The organism is Brevibacillus sp. IT-7CA2, assembly GCF_949767855.1.
Classification (GTDB): Bacteria; Bacillota; Bacilli; order Brevibacillales; family Brevibacillaceae; genus Brevibacillus.
On sequence record NZ_CATKQT010000055.1, the window covers coordinates 158,936 to 175,454 of the forward strand.

Annotated in this window: 18 protein-coding genes; 14 read left to right on the forward strand and 4 right to left on the reverse strand. The window is 49.7% G+C overall.

Annotation, left to right across the window (positions count from 1 at the left end; all coding sequences use genetic code 11):
• Window positions 1-109: 109 nt before the first annotated feature.
• Window positions 110-1,177: a YeiH family protein gene (locus ACM6JA_RS30695; protein WP_414855452.1), complete on the reverse strand. Its 1,068-nt coding sequence runs from the start codon at window positions 1,175-1,177 to the stop codon at window positions 110-112.
• Window positions 1,178-1,305: 128 nt separating this feature from the next.
• Here ACM6JA_RS30695 and ACM6JA_RS30700 point away from each other — a divergent pair, with 128 nt between their 5' ends.
• Window positions 1,306-2,202 (forward strand): LysR family transcriptional regulator, encoded by an 897-nt coding sequence (locus ACM6JA_RS30700; protein ID WP_015893794.1) that lies wholly within the window; start codon window positions 1,306-1,308, stop codon window positions 2,200-2,202.
• 46 nt (window positions 2,203-2,248) lie between these two features.
• Here the strand turns inward: ACM6JA_RS30700 and ACM6JA_RS30705 are convergent, their stop codons facing one another.
• The 3 genes from ACM6JA_RS30705 to ACM6JA_RS30715 form a co-directional block, all read right to left on the reverse strand.
• Entirely contained in the window at window positions 2,249-3,805 is a 1,557-nt protein-coding gene (locus ACM6JA_RS30705; RefSeq protein ID WP_234125896.1) for a sensor histidine kinase, read from the reverse strand.
• Entirely contained in the window at window positions 3,795-4,472 is a 678-nt protein-coding gene (locus ACM6JA_RS30710) for a response regulator transcription factor (protein ID WP_414855453.1), read from the reverse strand. Before ACM6JA_RS30710 ends, ACM6JA_RS30705 begins: the two co-directional genes overlap by 11 nt.
• Before the next feature lie 206 nt (window positions 4,473-4,678).
• Window positions 4,679-5,374 carry a hypothetical protein gene (locus ACM6JA_RS30715; RefSeq protein WP_414855454.1) on the reverse strand — a complete coding sequence of 232 codons (696 nt, stop codon included), beginning with the start codon at window positions 5,372-5,374 and terminating at the stop codon, window positions 4,679-4,681.
• A gap of 331 nt (window positions 5,375-5,705) precedes the next feature.
• On the opposite strand from ACM6JA_RS30715, the gene eutL reads away from it, so the two are divergent.
• The 13 genes from eutL (at window position 5,706) to ACM6JA_RS30780 (ending at window position 16,519) form a co-directional block, all read left to right on the forward strand.
• Window positions 5,706-6,356, forward strand: coding sequence for an ethanolamine utilization microcompartment protein EutL (gene eutL / locus ACM6JA_RS30720; protein ID WP_173603969.1), 651 nt, complete (start codon window positions 5,706-5,708; stop codon window positions 6,354-6,356).
• Window positions 6,357-6,391: 35 nt separating this feature from the next.
• Complete coding sequence (locus ACM6JA_RS30725; RefSeq protein WP_289675068.1) at window positions 6,392-6,877, forward strand: BMC domain-containing protein; 486 nt, start codon at window positions 6,392-6,394, stop codon at window positions 6,875-6,877.
• Window positions 6,877-8,370: an acetaldehyde dehydrogenase (acetylating) gene (locus ACM6JA_RS30730; RefSeq protein ID WP_414855455.1), complete on the forward strand. Its 1,494-nt coding sequence runs from the start codon at window positions 6,877-6,879 to the stop codon at window positions 8,368-8,370. The genes ACM6JA_RS30725 and ACM6JA_RS30730 overlap by 1 nt, the downstream gene beginning before the upstream one ends.
• A 49-nt stretch (window positions 8,371-8,419) precedes the next feature.
• Window positions 8,420-8,707 (forward strand): ethanolamine utilization microcompartment protein EutM, encoded by a 288-nt coding sequence (eutM, locus tag ACM6JA_RS30735; protein WP_007720104.1) that lies wholly within the window; start codon window positions 8,420-8,422, stop codon window positions 8,705-8,707.
• A 9-nt stretch (window positions 8,708-8,716) separates the two neighbouring features.
• Window positions 8,717-9,493 (forward strand): phosphate propanoyltransferase, encoded by a 777-nt coding sequence (gene pduL / locus ACM6JA_RS30740; protein ID WP_414855456.1) that lies wholly within the window; start codon window positions 8,717-8,719, stop codon window positions 9,491-9,493.
• A gap of 15 nt (window positions 9,494-9,508) precedes the next feature.
• A complete protein-coding gene (locus ACM6JA_RS30745; RefSeq protein ID WP_414855457.1) occupies window positions 9,509-10,342 on the forward strand; it encodes a hypothetical protein in 834 nt (277 codons plus the stop codon).
• A 4-nt stretch (window positions 10,343-10,346) separates the two neighbouring features.
• Window positions 10,347-10,634 (forward strand): EutN/CcmL family microcompartment protein, encoded by a 288-nt coding sequence (locus ACM6JA_RS30750; protein WP_007720099.1) that lies wholly within the window; start codon window positions 10,347-10,349, stop codon window positions 10,632-10,634.
• A 2-nt stretch (window positions 10,635-10,636) separates the two neighbouring features.
• On the forward strand, window positions 10,637-10,978 hold the full coding sequence (gene eutS, locus ACM6JA_RS30755; RefSeq protein ID WP_007720097.1) for an ethanolamine utilization microcompartment protein EutS: 342 nt from the start codon (window positions 10,637-10,639) through the stop codon (window positions 10,976-10,978).
• Window positions 10,975-11,418 carry a EutP/PduV family microcompartment system protein gene (locus ACM6JA_RS30760; protein WP_173619836.1) on the forward strand — a complete coding sequence of 148 codons (444 nt, stop codon included), beginning with the start codon at window positions 10,975-10,977 and terminating at the stop codon, window positions 11,416-11,418. Before eutS ends, ACM6JA_RS30760 begins: the two co-directional genes overlap by 4 nt.
• Before the next feature lie 93 nt (window positions 11,419-11,511).
• Window positions 11,512-12,972, forward strand: coding sequence for a sensor histidine kinase (locus ACM6JA_RS30765; protein ID WP_173603967.1), 1,461 nt, complete (start codon window positions 11,512-11,514; stop codon window positions 12,970-12,972).
• Entirely contained in the window at window positions 12,944-13,534 is a 591-nt protein-coding gene (locus tag ACM6JA_RS30770) for an ANTAR domain-containing response regulator (protein WP_414855458.1), read from the forward strand. The genes ACM6JA_RS30765 and ACM6JA_RS30770 overlap by 29 nt, the downstream gene beginning before the upstream one ends.
• A gap of 142 nt (window positions 13,535-13,676) precedes the next feature.
• Window positions 13,677-15,137: an ethanolamine ammonia-lyase reactivating factor EutA gene (locus ACM6JA_RS30775; protein ID WP_414855459.1), complete on the forward strand. Its 1,461-nt coding sequence runs from the start codon at window positions 13,677-13,679 to the stop codon at window positions 15,135-15,137.
• 20 nt (window positions 15,138-15,157) lie between these two features.
• The gene (locus ACM6JA_RS30780) at window positions 15,158-16,519 is read left to right on the forward strand and encodes an ethanolamine ammonia-lyase subunit EutB (RefSeq protein ID WP_007720091.1); all 1,362 of its coding nucleotides are present in this window, start codon (window positions 15,158-15,160) and stop codon (window positions 16,517-16,519) included.

Consider the following 16,519-nt stretch of genomic DNA (forward strand, 5'->3'; position numbering starts at 1 on the left):
ATCTTTATCAACATATGGGGATAAAGTTTGTCCTTATCCACAAAAAAAACTCGCCGATTATCAAGAAATCGGCGAGTTCGAATTCGGATGTTTGGTTATCCACAGCTATTTATACCAATACAAAGGAGAGTACCGACAAAAGAATCGAGGTAATACTCATGGCAATCAGTGGGCGCGCCGCTTTTGTTCGCAATGCACGCAGATCGACATTGAGGCCAAGCCCGACCATAGCCATGGTGAGCACAAAGGTTGTGACATTGGCGACACCATTATGGAACGCTTCTGAGACAGGAATGGATGTGCCGAGAACGTAGCTTCCAAAAACACTCATGGCGAGGAAGCCGATCAGGAACCAAGGGAATTCAATCTTGGTGCCACTTTGTAATTTCCCGGAGCGTTTCATCCAAACCATCAGGATAAAACAGAGCGGGACCAACAGGAGCACACGCCCCAATTTTGCCAGCAGTGCAATGGCTAGCCCATCTTGACCCGCTGGTGCAGCAGCCAATGCGACATGGGCAATCTCGTGCAGACTAATTCCTGACCACATGCCGTATTCGACCGCGGACAGGGGAAGGAATGGACGAAGGATCGTGTAGGAAACAGCAAATAAGGTTCCGACGAGTGCGATCATTCCTACCCCAATAGCGGTATCCTCATCCTTGGCAGCAACGATAGGGGAGACGGCTGCAATGGCTGCTGCTCCACAGACACCTGTACCGACTCCGAGCATGAGGGAGAGGGAAGGGTCTGCTTTTAACCATTTGGCTATCAGCATCGTAACCACAATGGCAAAAATAATGACACCAGCGTCATAGACGAGAAGTCCGAGACCTTGATTCAAGACGACGTCGATATTGAGCTTGAGCCCGTACAAAATAATAGCCAGACGAAGTAAACGTTTGGCGGAAAATTGAATCCCTGATCGCAATGCCTCCGGATATCCACGAAAATGCCGGTACGCGACCGCGATCAGGATCGAACAGGCGAGAGGGCCGACCTGTTGAAAGCCAGGTATTTTTGCTAAGCCGTAGCCTGTCAGGGCGATGAAAAAAGTAAAAGCGATTCCAGCTATCCACAGCGAGAAGGATGCAGGTTTGCTTTCGTTGTTTTTTGCGGGCTGTACGCTGGCATTGCTTTCATTCAATGGCACGCTGCTTTTGATCTGAGTTGCCATTGCCATCACTCCTCGAAAAGTTTTACAAACTCAGCATACGGCAACTGCTATAATAAGAAAAATAAATCATTGCGATAATGATCATAAGTGAAATGAATGATTAGTGGTGGAAAGGAGAGTGAAGGCAGTTGGATCAGCATTTGCTTGTGTTCGTGACCGTTGCAGACAGACAAAACTTTTCCCGAGCTGCAGAAGAGCTCCACATGACGCAGCCTGCCGTTAGTCAGTATATTCATGCGCTCGAGCGCACGATAGGGACAAAGCTCCTGGAGCGAAGCAACAAATATGTTCGCTTGAATAAAGCCGGGGAGATTGTCTATCATCACGCTCGAGAGATCTTGGGCTTGTATACGCGGATGCAGAGCCTTGTGGATGATTTGATGAATACACCGAGCGGGCATTTGACGATTGGCGCCAGCTACACGTATGGAGAGTATGTGCTGCCTCACGTCATTGCCCGTCTTCGTCAGTATTACCCAATGATTACCCCCACGATTACGATCCACAATTCCACCGTCATTGCTGAACTGGTGGCGAAGCGACAACTCGACGTCGGGATTGTTGAGGGCGAGTATGTGGACGAAAAAATGTGCGTAGAGCCGTTTGCTGATGATCGTATGTATTTGATTGCTTCCCCAGAGCATCGATTGGCCGGGCAGTCGGAGGTCAGTATTGACGAGCTGATGAAGGAAACGTGGATTGTACGGGAAGAAGGGTCAGGCACGAGGGAAGCGGCTGAAAAAATGTTTCGCCAACTGCAATTCACACCGCACAAGCGAATGGAGTTCGGCAGTACACAGGTGATCAAGGAGTCAGTGGAGGCTGGCTTGGGAATCAGCCTGCTTTCTTATTGGGCCATTCGCAAAGAACGCAAGCTTGGCACGCTCTGTACATTGAAGGTGACGGGGACACCGGTTACCCGTGATTTTTCGCTTGTCACGAAGTCTGAAGAGTTTCATACCAAAGCATTGGACATCTTCATGGATCTCATCCGCACACATGTGCCGGAGGGGGCCCATACGTAAAAGAGGAAGCGGCACGATTCATCAGTGCTGCTTCCTCTGTTCATTTTCATGCGGACGAGTCTGGATGGGCGAGTGTAAGTCGAAAGGTTGTTCCTTCTGGAGATGTTTGAACCAATTCGACATTGCCGCCGTGTGTTTTTGCCAATAGGCGGGAGATCGTCAAGCCCAGCCCCAGGCCTTGCTTCTTTTTCCGTTTGCTATCTCCGCGATAGTACCGTTCGAAAATGAAGGGAACCTCTGACTCAGGAATTCCCTTTCCATTGTCGGTTATATCGATGGAGAGGAAGTCACTCGGATTATGGACGCCGATGTTGATTTGCGTTGCATTTGCGGCAGCACTGTTCCCCAATAAATTGAGCAAAATTTGTTTGACATGTGATTCATCACCGATCCATACAGTATCTTGTCCAGTCGGATTAACTGTCACAGATACGTTGGCAAATGAGGGCAAGGCTTGCACCTGTGCGACTATCTGATCCAATGTGCTGTCGATCTGTATGGACTGCTTCTCGGCGAATACCTCACCTGCTTCCATGGAGGAAAAATCGAGCAGGTCATTGACCATTGTCTGGAGTCGCTTGGCTTCGTCCATGCTGATTTGCATGAATTCATCCGCATCTGCACCTTTCACTACGCCGTCTTTGACCGCTTGAATCATCCCGCGGATCGAGGTGACAGGGGTACGTAGCTCATGGGACACACCAGCCAAAAGGTCGGTGCGCATCCGCTCTAATTGTCCAAGCCGTTTCGCCATTTCGTCAAAGGAATGAACCAGCTGACTGATTTCTGCTTCTTTGATTTTGGAGGAATTGGGCAAGGAAGGCGTATAATTTCCGCTGGATATTTGCTCTGCCGCTATTGCCAACTGCCGCAGGGGCTGTGTTAACGAGCGAGACAGGACATAGACGATGGCCCAACCGCACAAAGTGATGATTCCGATGGAAACCATGATCGTGATATAAGTGTGAACCAAATCATTGTTAAGGGGGGTACTGACGTAATAGGTGCCTGCGACTGTATTGTGTTCATAGTAAGGGACACCCACACGCAGCCAGGTAGCTCCCTTTGTGGCAACAACCTCCCGTATTTCTTTCGTTTTGTCCACCGGTTGGGCAGGAGTAGGCAACTGCGCAATGGTAGCGGTCATCGTCTGATTCACCATTTCCTTCTTGAACGTCTTGCCTGCATCATCGTAAATCTGTACCACGTGATCACTTGGAACAGTCGGCATGACTCGAAATGCGATCATGGCGGTAGTGGCTGCGGGTGTTGCGGTGTCAGGAATAGCCGGAGACGCAGGGCCAGTCACAGCAGTGACAGCCTGATTGGAGATACCTACAGTTGTTTGTGCCAAATCCTCTATCTTTACAGAAGAAGTCGAGGTGTCCTTGGCAAGCAACACCTTGGTATACGAATCAGCGAGCAACTCTGTTCTTGCTTCCAATACTTGAAACTGTTGTTCTGTAGCTGCTTTGTTAATCCAATAGATGCCAAAAAAGCCGATACCAAAAAGAATGATCGATAAAATCAAGGCATAGCGCCACGTCCAGTAGCGCAAGAGCGGCACGGCAGTCCTGTTGGCAGAGAATCGTTTAGTAAACACGTAGGCTGTACCCCATTCCTCTGATTGTGCTAATCTCCCCTTCGGAAGTCGGCCAAGGCAACAAGCTTTTACGCAAACGTTTCACAGCGGTATCCACAGAACGATCCCCTCCTTCAAAATCCATTCCCCACACTTGATCCAGTAATTGATCGCGGCTAAAGCATTGGTTCGGATGTCGCGCCAGGAAAACGAGCAGCTGCCAATCCCGTGGCATCAAGGCAAGGGGTGTTTTCCCGATCAAGGCATTTTGGGCAGTAACATCTATGGAAAGTGTCCCGAGTCTGATCGTATCTGCTTCGGAGATATAAGAGGAACGGCGGAGCACAGCTTGTACACGTGCGAGCACTTCTTCTGGATCAAATGGCTTGGCGATGTAATCATCTGCACCTTGTGCTAGCCCTTGGAGCTTGTCTGGTACGGTACCGCGCGCCGTGATGATAATGACAGGGCAGCTGCCGTATTGGCGAATCTGATCGAGTATATCCAAGCCGTCATGATCGGGCAGCATCAGGTCAAGCAGGACAAGATCCGGTTTCCAGGAGAAAAAAGTCGGGATTGCCTCGTGATCACCCTCATTCCATTTTACCTCATAGCCAGCCCGTTCCAGGTAGACCTGAACAAGTCGGGCAATCGGCATTTCATCCTCGATGAGTAGAATTCGTTTCACGAAGAAACACCTCCCTATCTATCTCAAGTCAATTTGTAATTATCATAGCAATGATAGACATCATTTTGACTTACATCATTTGTAAAAATGTTCTTGTTCAGTTGTTTAGCATAATGGAGTTATGTGTCCGTTAAATGGCGAAGGGCATAACTAAACCTCTGGCAGTTTCCCGTCAGAGGTTTTCGTGTGTGCTTGAAAGGCAACGTTTATTTTTTGATGGCAGGTACTGAGATTGTTGTACCTTTTGTGATCTTGCCTTCTTTTTCGAACTGTTTGATCAACTCTTCCACGGAGATGCCCTTTTCTTTTGCCATTTGCTCCAAACTGATTGCAGGGTGAGTAAAGAAAGCTGCTTCACCAGTGGTCATCTTGCCTTCTTTTTCAAGCTGCTTGAGCAATTCTTCCACAGTGATGCCTTTTTCTTTCGCTACTTCTTCCAGATTGATAGTTGTTGTCGTGGAAACATTCGTTGCCAGTTTGCCTTCTTCTTTAAGCTGCTCGATCAACTCTTCTACGGAGATGCCCTTTTCTTTCGCCATTTCTTCCAGATTCATAGCAGGGTCCAGGGCGATGAATGCTCCGCCGTCCTTGTTTTCAGGATCGAGAGAAATGACTGCGAAGCCCTGAATGGTGCCGTCTGGGTTGCTGGTAGCTGTTGCTTTCGTCAGTTTTCCTTCTTTTTCAAGCTGCTCGATCAACTCTTCTGCGGAGATGCCTTTTTCTTTCGCCATTTCCTCCAGACTAAAAATCGGTTTTAGAAGAGCATCTGTACCATCTGTGTTCACCATTTTCAGTGGAGCAGAAGAACCAGTCGTTTTTGCTGGTTCATTTGCCGCAAACGCGGAACCTGCCATTGCAGATACTGCCAAAGCCATAACTGTCATTGCCATTTTCTTTTTCATTGTAAAATTCCTCCTTGGGGTTCTGTAAATGAGTGGTGAGCCTTGTTTGATGGGCTTGCCCGTCTCGGCTACAACTCAAAGATAATGGGGGCTTGTGTCCGTAATATGACCGGAATATGGAAAAGTGACGGAATGCCGAAAACGCTTGCATTTTTCCCTGCCTTGTTCTACATTAGAGACAGGTAAAAGAGCACGTAAATCGCGTGTAATCTTCGACCCACAAGTGAATAATCAAAAGGCAAAGGTGCCCTTGAACACGGCTTATTTTTTCGTGTTTAGGCACCTTTTTTTGCTTTTGATCAGGGATGTTGTCTTGAAAGGAGTGACACGCATGGAAAAACCAATTCGAGCGACGCCGCTTGCGATCCGACTGATTCCCAATGTCGATCCTCAATTTGCGGAGAAGCTGAACCTGCCTTCTCATATCCGAAGTCTGGGGCTTTTGACCTCAACGATTGACGATGTGGGGTATACAGCCATTGACGAAGCGACCAAAAGTGCAGCGGTAGAAGTTGTGTATGCCAAGTCGTTTTATGCAGGCTCAGGCCATGCGTCTGGACCGTTGTCCGGCGAGTTCATCGGGATGATCGGAGGCGCGACGCCATCGGAGGTGCAGAGCGGACTGGATGCAGCCGTTGCATTTATGGAGAGCGGAGCATGCTTTTACTCTTTGAATGATGAAGGGACGCATGCGTATTACGCCCATGTTGTGTCGCGGACGGGCAGCTATTTGTCCCAACTGGCGGGTATCAGAGAAGGTGAACCGCTTGCCTACTTGATCGCACCACCGCTGGAAGCCATGTATGGTATTGATGCCGCCCTCAAGGCTGCAGATGTAGAAATGGTTCAATTTTTTGGTCCACCAACAGAAACGAACTTTGGGGGAGCGCTACTCACTGGCAGCCAGTCGGCATGCACGGCAGCCGCCGATGCTTTTGCCGATGCCGTAAGAAGTGTCGCCCAACAGCCTGTCAAACGATAATAGGGAATTTCCCTCTTGAAGGGGAGGTAATGTAAATGCGCGCTACGTCATATTCACTCGGCATGATCGAGACATTGGGCTTGCCTGCTCTCATCGCTGCCGCAGACGCTGCTGCCAAAGCAGCTGACGTCAAAGTTGTCTCTTATGAAGGCGCGGACGCAGGAATCGTTACCGTGTATGTAATCGGAGATGTCTCGTCCGTACAGGCAGCAGTAGATGCTGGCGCTGACGCTGCGAGACGTGTTGGAAGATTGCTGCACTCACACGTGATTCCACGTCCTGACGAAAATGTACCAAAAATGCTTAAAAACCTGCTGAAACCGGAAGCAAAAGAAGAGGTCAAGGCAGAGCCGGCCCAAGTGCCAGCGACCAAATTGCAAGATCAGTCTATCAATGATCTGCGCAAGATGGCTCGTTCGTATGCGGACTTCCCGCTGACAACGAACGAAATCAACATGGCGAAGAAAGAAGATCTCATTCGTCTGTTGGAAGAGAAACAAGGCGGAGGTGACAAAGCCTAATGACACTCGACGCTGATCTGTATTCCATACAGGAAGTGCGTACCTACCTCGCACAAGCGAAGGAAGCACAGGCCAAGTTCGCTACTTACAGCCAAGAACAAGTCGATAGAATCATCGAAGCCTTGTCCAAAGCAGGCGTGGAGCATGCAGATCGACTCGCAGCTATGGCTGTAGAAGAAACAGGCTTTGGTAACATCGCGGACAAACGGATGAAAAACCTGTTTGCTGCTCAAGATGTGTACGCATCTGTGAAAGATGTAAAAACGGTTGGCATCATCCGTAAGGACGAAGAGAACAAAGTGTGGGAAGTGGCGCAGCCATTCGGAATCGTTGCTGGTATCGTGCCTTCCACCAATCCGACGTCCACGGTTATCTATAAATCGATGGTCTCCCTCAAGGCGAGAAATGCGATTGTCTTCAGCCCGCATCCGTCGGCAGCCAAGTGCACGCTGGAAGCAGCGCGACTGATGGCACAGGCGGCAGTAGCGGCTGGAGCACCAGAAGGCTTGATCCATTGCGTTACCAAGCCTACGCTTCCAGCGACAAACGAATTGATGAAGCACAAGCTGACCAATTTGATTCTCGCAACTGGCGGAACGCCGATGGTACGCGCAGCGTACAGCTCCGGTAAGCCTGCATACGGTGTGGGACCTGGTAACGTTCCGGTCTACATCCACCACAGTGCTGACTTTGCTGCTGCTGCCAAGCGCATCGTGCAGAGCAAGACGTTTGACTATGGTACGATCTGCGCTTCTGAGCAAGCATTGGTAGTGGAGGAATCCACCAAACACCAATTGATTGCTGCCCTGAAGCGTGAAGGCGCCTACTTCCTGAACGAGCAAGAAAAGGAAAAGGTAGCTGCCATCGTCACGATAAACGGCTCGCTGAACGCGAAGATCGTTGGCCGCTCTCCGCATGTGATCGCTCAAATGGCGGGTATTACCATCCCTGCTGATACGCGTGTCCTGGTTGCGGAGGAGAACAATGTAGGTAAAGCATATCCGATGTCCGTTGAAAAACTGGCTCCGGTCCTTGCCCTCTACACGGTTCAAGGCGACAGCGAAGCGTTTGCCCGTTGCCGCGAATTGCTGGAGCATGGTGGTCTTGGACATACAGCGGGTATTCACGCCCAGGATGACAATGTCATCGCAGCGTATGGTCAAGCAATGCCAGCATCTAGAATTCCAGTAAATACGGGTACGACCTTCGGAGGAATTGGTGCAACGACTGGCGTACAACCAGCGTTTACACTTGGATGCGGTTCTTTAGGGGGCAACATCACTTCCGATAACATCGGTGCGAAGCATATGTTCAACATCAAGCGTGTTGCGTTTGGCATCAAAGAAATGCCACAATCAACGCCAGCACCACAAGCTCCTGCGACACAAGCGGAAGAAGCTGTCCTACAGGCTGTCTCTTCCATGAATGTTGGCTTGAGCCGCGATGAGATCAAAAACATCATCAAATCCGTGTTAACAGAAATGACGTCTTAATGTCGTAAAACACTAAAATTTTGGAGATATAATTAAGGAGGAAATGAAAATGGCTGGAGAAATGTCCGCATTGGGAATGGTAGAAACAAAAGGTTTGGTAGGAGCAGTTGAAGCTGCTGACGCAATGGTAAAAGCAGCGAACGTAAAACTGATCGGTAAAGTACACGTAGGTGGCGGTCTCGTGACTGTTATGGTACGTGGTGACGTAGGTGCAGTAAAAGCTTCCACAGACGCAGGCGCCGCTGCTGCTGAAAAAGTAGGAGAGCTCGTATCTATTCACGTAATTCCACGCCCTCATGGAGACATTGAATTGATCCTGCCTAAACTCGAAGGATAATAAATCCCTATGGCAGTGATTACAGAAGCATCCTTGAGAGCGATGCATAAGTCAGGTATTCCAAACCCCTTTCTCGTTGAGAAAGGGGATAAAATAACACCAGCAGCGGCAGATTTCTTGAAAGGAAGAGGGATTCAAGTGAAACAAGTTGATCAGAACCAGCAGCCTTCCACCAATCAAGCTGCCGAGGCAGTGCGAGAAATTCCTTTGGGCGTATCTAACCGTCACATTCATTTGTCGCAAGCAGATGTCGAGAAGCTTTTCGGAGCCGGACATCAATTGACGCCAATGCGTGATTTGTCGCAACCGGGCCAGTTTGCTTGCCAAGAAACAGTCACCATCGTGGGACCAAAAGGCAGCATCAACGGGGTTCGCGTTTTGGGACCAGCTCGTGGCGCGACACAAGTGGAAATTTCCAGAACAGACGGCTTTGCAGTAGGTGTTCATGCCCCTGTGCGTATGTCTGGAGATATTGAAGGAACACCAGGTATGGTACTAGTAACGGCAAAAGGGACAGTTGTGATGGACAAAGGCGTAATCGTAGCGAAGAGCCACGTTCATATGTCTCCTGCAGATGCCGAGCAATATCAAGTGAAGGATGGCGATACGCTGATCCTGGCGACGCAAAGCGATCGTCCTATCATCTATCCAGATGTAGTCGTTCGTGTACATCCGCAGTTTGCACTTGATTTCCACGTTGATACGGATGAAGGAAATGCCGCTAATTTGAAAACGGGCGACCGGGTAAAAGTGATCGGCAAGAACGGGCAATTTTACTCCGGCTAACGGAGGTTGAGCTTGATGGACATCAGAGAAATGGTGGCGTCGATTACAAAAGAAATTTTGCAATCGATGAATACAGAAAAGCAAAGCACAGCGAGCACAGCGCCTCGTGTCCTGTACGTTTTTTGCGACAGCCAGGCTCATGAGGCGTTTCAGGATCATTTTATCCAACTGAAAAACCACGGGATCTGCCATGACATTCTCTTCCTGGACGGAGAAACCTCTTCTTGGTTGGGAATGCACAAGATCGAATGTGGGGGAGCAGGCAAAATTCTTACAGCAGATGAGTACGCTCCTGCCCCATTGGAAGTGCCGAAAGATTATGTCGGTATCGTGATTCCTGAAATCGATTTGGATAATGCAGCGAGAATTGCTTCCGGTCTAAAAGGAACAATCAAAGCGGAGATCGTCTTTTCCGCATTGGTGACAGGTAAATTCGTCATCGCTGGTTCCGATGTACCAGGGATCAAGCGTGCAGACCGTCGTACCCTGCAAACATTGACACTGACACCTGCTTATGAAAAGCTGTTCAACCGTCACGTTGAGGGCATGAAAGAACTGGGTGTGGAGTTTGCAGAGCAACGCCGTCTGGCTGATCGCGTAGTTTCTAAGCTGAAGTCTCAGTTACAAAAAGTGGAGACTACTACCAAGACAGAACAACCAACATTGACACCTTTGGATGAGCAAGAAGCCGTCTTTTCCGGGAAGCTGTTGACAGCGGATTGGATCAGATCTCAGCCTGAGCTTCGCGATACGACTTTGATCGTGAAAAAAGGTGCAATTGTTTCTCCGCTTGCTTATGACAGCATGAGAGAACGGGGCATTACGGTCAGCTATTTAGGAAAAGGGTGATCGCATGTTTTTGGGAAAAGTGATCGGCAGCGTCTGGGCCACGCAAAAAGAAGCAGGTATGGAAAATCTCAAGCTCATGGTGGTTCAGCCGATTGATTGGCGTGGCGAAGAAGGCGGTCAAACCGTTATCGCAGCAGACAGGATCGGTGCGGGAATCGGGGAGCAGGTTATCGTCTCTCGTGGGACGCCTGCCCGAATCCTTTTCTCCGGCACCAGTGTGCCGATCGATGCGATCATCGTAGGCATTGTGGATTCGTTTGAGGTGCCGGGTGCCGCAGGAAGAGAGGAATAGGAATGGAACAGGAACGTTCACGAGTCATCCAGGAATTCGTACCAGGGAAACAGGTCACGTTGGCTCATGTAATCGCAAACCCTGACCCAATGCTCTATACCAAGCTAGGTATCAATGAGGCCGGTGCGATCGGCATTTTGACTTTGACGCCTACCGAAACAGCCATTATTGCCGCGGATATTGCGACAAAGGCTGCTGGCGTCGAGCTTGGGTTTCTCGATCGTTTTACAGGTTCACTGATTGTCGTAGGAGATGTATCCGCTGTTGAGATGGCAGTCGAAGCGGTCAATCAGGTGCTGAGCGAAAAACTGCGGTTTACACCGGCGCTGGTGACGAAATCATGACCGGCCGTGTAATGATTATCGGTGCAATCGAAGCAGGAAAGTCTTCTCTGGTGCGGGCGCTGTTCAATGACGAACAGCCTGCCCGGAAGACACAAGCGCTCGAATATCGGGACTGGGCGATTGACACTCCGGGTGAGTACAGCGAAAACCCGATGTTTTACCGCACGCTTATGGCTACCTCTCTTGAGGCGAAGGTCATTGTGATGGTGCAGGATGCTACGCGGGAACGCAATTATTTCCCTCCTGGCTTTTCACAAGGGTTTCCGCAATCGTGCATCGGGGTCATTACCAAAATGGATCATCCTGACGCAAATGTGGAGAGAGCAGAACAATTCCTGCGTCAATCACTCGGCAATGCGAGAATTTTCCGGACCTCCTCGCTCACGAGTGAGGGAGTATCAGAATTGCGAGCTTATTTGCAAGAAATTGTAAACGAGTAAGCGAGATTAACCAGTATTACACCCCTTTCCGCCGTAGCGTGTCTGTGAGAAAATGAGGTCATATCAACTCCTAGCAGGTGAAAAGAGGTTCACATGCAATCAATACGAGAAGTGTGCAAAGCGTCCACGACGTTGAGTGATGACGACATTCGGATTGTGGAGGATCTGGCTTCCAAGCTCCAGATTTTTGCTGATCTGTCTCAAGCGGACATGTTTATCGATTGTCCGACGGTAGATCGGAGCGCTGCGATGGTAGTCGCACAAGCTGCACCGAGTACGGCACGCTCTATGTACAGTGGATCGGTCGTAGGGCATTTGGCGACGGCGATTAATGAGCCGGCTGTTATGTATTGTCTGACTACAGGCAAGCCCGTCATCGGTTCACGTGGGGTTTCACAGGAGCAGGTCGTGATGCGACAAAGTGTCGTACCCATCACGAATGCAGCTGGAAAAACAATCGGGACCTTGATAACTGAACAAGATATATCCAAACAGGTGGAACAGGAAAAGAACGTCGAAATGCTCAAGGAAACAACGGAGCATTTAAGCGAGACGCTCATCCAGTTCGCTGTGCCTGATCTGCCCATTTCGTCGCTTTTGCACGAGGGCATGATTTTGTTTGATCAGAGTGGGGTTATCACGTACGCCAATGGCCGTGCCCACAAGCTGCTCTCCTTGATTGGCTTTGAACGGCCGGAAAAGGGAGAGAGCATTGAACGTATTTTTTCCTGGAGAGTTTCCCCGGAGAATTTTGTACGCAACGGGGGTTATATTCAGGAGGAGCTGTCAAAAGGCAAACATTTTATCATGATGAAAGCGGTTTCGTCCGTCCGCAAACAAGACATCATTGGGGGATTCATTCTCCTGCGAGATATATCGGACATTCGGGAAAAAGAAAAGCAATTAATGATCAAATCCGCGGTGATCAAAGAGATTCACCACCGGGTCAAAAACAATTTGCAAACCATCTCTAGCCTGCTGCGTCTGCAAATGCGGCGTTCGCAGTCCAACGAGATTGAAAAGGTATACCGGGAAAGCATCAATCGCATCAACAGCATCGCCATTATTCACGAATACTTGGCACAGGATGGTCTGGAGCAGATTGACTTCAAAGAAATTTTAACCAAAATATCGAAAATAATCGTCTCTTCGATGAGACGTTCTGAGCAAGCTATACACGTTGTGGTGACGGGCGAGTCAGTGTATCTGCCGTCCAATAAAGCAACATCGTTTGCCTTAATCGTCACCGAGCTGATTCAAAATTGCATGATTCATGGTTTTCATGAGCAGCAAGAAGGGAAAATCTCTATTGCACTCGTCGCCAAGGAAGACTTCGTTAGTCTGTCTGTGACAGATGACGGAGTAGGCATCGAGGACATGGAGCAAATCCACAAAAAGGGCCATCTCGGCCTGAAGATTGTCGATACGCTGGTCAGGGAAGACCTCGAAGGCACGATGCATTTCCGCAACACTGGGAACGGAACAGAGGTTACCATACTCTATCCGATCCAAAAGGAGGATGAAGATGACACAGCCGAAGATTATGGTGGTTGATGACGAGCCGATTATTCGCATGGATTTGCGCGAGATGCTCGAAAATGAAGGGTATTTAGTGGTTGCCGAGGCGAAAAACGGAGAAGAGGCAGTCTCACTGGCCCATCGTCACAAGCCCGATCTGATTATCATGGATGTGAAAATGCCTGTCTTGAATGGAATCAAGGCAAGCAGTATCATTCGTTCCTTTTCAGACAGTTCCATTCTTCTTTTGACGGCTTACAGCCAAAAGGAACTCGTCCAGGATGCCAGAAAAGCGGGTGTGACGGCTTACTTGGTGAAGCCGGTGTCGGAGGATGACTTGATTCCCGCAGTAGAAATCGCACTCAGTCAAAAGGAAAAAGTCGTTTCGCTGAAGAAGGATATAAATGATCTGAAACAAAAGATCGAGGATCGCAAGGCAGTGGAAAAGGCAAAAGGAAAGCTAATGAGTACCCTATCCTTGGAAGAGGATGCGGCTTACAAATGGATGCAGCAAGTAAGCATGCAACGGCGCATGCCGCTTGTGAAGCTGGCAGAGGAAATTTTGTCGGGCGAGCAGGCCATTTTTATGCAAGGCTAGTACTGACGTTACCATAAAAAGCAGTGACAAGTAGATACGAAGAGAGCAAAGGCGCTTGAATCAGACCGGAAGCGAGGATCCGGCTGTTCAAGCGTTTTTTCGTAAGGCCCGTCTGACACGCCAATGGTTCAAGGAGGTTCATATGGACGAACAATGGATCCAAAGCGTCGGGATCGATGTGGGAACAAGCACGACCAAAATGATCGTAAGCCGATTGCGATTAGGTCGCATGTCGAGCACGTTTTCGCTGCCGCGTTATCAGATCGTGGAGCGACAATTGCTGTATGCGAGTGAAGTACATTCCACACCGCTCATCGGATTTGATGAAATCGACGCTGACGGAATCGGATCGATTCTTGCAGCCGAGTACGACAAGGCACAAATCAGCTTGTCTCAAATCAAGTCCGGGGCGGTCATCATTACCGGAGAAACAGCCAGTAAAAAGAACGCACAGCATATCGTTCATCTGCTGGCTGAACGCTCCGGGGATTTCGTGGTTGCGACAGCAGGTGCTGACCTCGAAGGCGTGCTGGCGGGCAAGGGCGCTGGCGCAGAAAAACGCTCGCAAGCCATACAAGGTGTGATCGTCAATGTCGATATTGGCGGAGGAACAGCGAATGCAGCCTACTTCCAACGTGGCAGAGCGATTGCGACGGTTACGTTCCATGTCGGAGGAAGACTGATCCGTCTCAGTCCGCAGGGTGTCGTTCAATACGTGTCGCCGAACATTCAACAATGGCTGTCGGCAAAAGGACTGTATATTCAAGTCGGGCAGGAAATCGGATTCGCGCAGCTCACTGAGGTTGCCGAACAGCTGGGACGCAGCATGCTCGATTATTTGACGGGCAAAGAGCGCCAAGTATCAGGTTTGCTCGTAGTGGGACCGCATTTGCGCGATTCCATCCCTGTTGCTGAATTGACTGTCTCAGGTGGTGTGGGTCTGCTCATGAGTGGACCTCCCGTCAGAAATATTTCGGATGCGAGCCGATATGGCGATTTTGGCCCGTTACTCGGATATGTACTCCAGCAGGAGCGCGAAAAAGGAACGTATCCGGTACAGTGGCTAGACCCGGATCAAACGGTACGGGCAACGGTAATTGGCGCGGGGATGCAGAGCACGGAGATTAGTGGTTCAACCGTGCATATCAAGCCGGAGCTGTTGCCGATCAAAAATATTCCGATTCTCAAGCTGGAGCTTACCGAGGAACAATTGGCAGATGCCGCACGACTGCGACAGGAAGTGGCTTCGATCTACCAACTGGGTGAGCGTCTGTTTGAAAAAACGACAGGGATTCCTTTCGCACTCGCGATCTCCGGCATCGGGTACTGCTCGTACGCTCTGCTGCAGACGCTGTCCCAGGAGCTGTCGGAGCAATACCGGGCCACTTTCCCCGAGAGTCAAACCATGGTCGTGATCTGTGAAACAGATATGGCGAAAGCGCTCGGGCAGGCCTTGGCGCTGCGTTGCAAAGGGGCACCGGAAATCATTTGCATCGATCAGGTGCGTGTGGAATACGGCGATTACATCGATCTGGGTGAGCCGATCTCGGGAACGATCATTCCCGTCGTCGTCAAAACACTCGCGTTTGATGAAAGGCCGTAACGTAAGAAGGGGTGGACGTGATGAACACGAAAACGACTGTGCTTGGACAGACCTATCAATTTCGCGATTTGAAAGAGATTTTCGCGAAGGCTAATGAAGATAAATCAGGCGACCAGCTGGCTGGTATCGCCGCTGCTGATTCCCGGGAACGTGTAGCTGCCAAGCAAGTTTTGGCTGATCTGACATTGGCGGATATCCGCAACAATCCGATGGTTCCGGCAGAAGAAGACGAAGTATCGCGTGTGATCGAAGAAGGCATCAACGAAAAGATTTACAGCGAAATCAAAAACTGGAGTGTAGCTGAGCTGCGCGAGTACATTTTGAGCCATCAAGCTGGCGATAATGAACTCAAGCGAATCAGCCGCGGCTTGTCCAGTGAGATGATTGCAGCGACTGCCAAGCTCATGAGCAACCTGGACTTGATCACGGCTGCGTCCAAGATTAAAGTTGTGACGCATGCCAACACGGCAATCGGTCATAAGGGCGTATTGGCTTCTCGTGTACAGCCGAACCATCCATCCGATAACGTACAAGGCATCAAAGCATCCCTGTACGAAGGATTGAGCTACGGAATCGGCGATGCGGTAATCGGGATCAACCCGGTTATCGATACAGCGGACAGCGTCAAGGATATTTTGAACATGACCAAAGACGTGATGACCAAGTTTGATATCCCGACGCAAAATTGCGTATTGGCACACGTATCCACGCAAATGCGTGCCATCCGTAATGGGGCACCAGCAGACTTGATTTTCCAAAGTTTGGCGGGTAGTGAAAAAGGAAACAATGCATTTGGTATTGATGTAGCACTGTTGGATGAAGCAGATGAGCTGATGCGCAAACAAGGCACTTCCTACGGGCCGAACTTCTGGTATTTCGAGACAGGCCAAGGCTCTGAGCTGTCTGCCGAGGCGCATCACGGCATGGACCAGGTAACAATGGAAGCGCGCTGCTACGGACTTGCTCGCAAGTACAATCCGTTTATCGTGAACACGGTAGTTGGTTTCATTGGACCTGAGTATTTGTACGACAGCCGTCAAGTTATCCGTGCTGGACTGGAAGACCATTACATGGGCAAAATGCACGGTTTGCCGATGGGCTGTGACGTATGCTACACGAACCACATGAAGGTCGATCAAAACGACATGGACAATCTCGGCATTTTGCTCTCGTCGGCAGGCGTTAACTTTGTCATCGGCGTAGCGATGGCTGACGATGTCATGCTCAACTATCAATCGACGAGCTTCCATGATATTGCGGCATTCCGTGAAGTAATGGGACTGCGACCTGCTCCTGATTTTGAAAAATGGCTGGAGAAAATGGGCATCATGGAAAACGGTAGGCTGACTGCAAAAGCAGGCGATCCGACAATCTTCATGTAA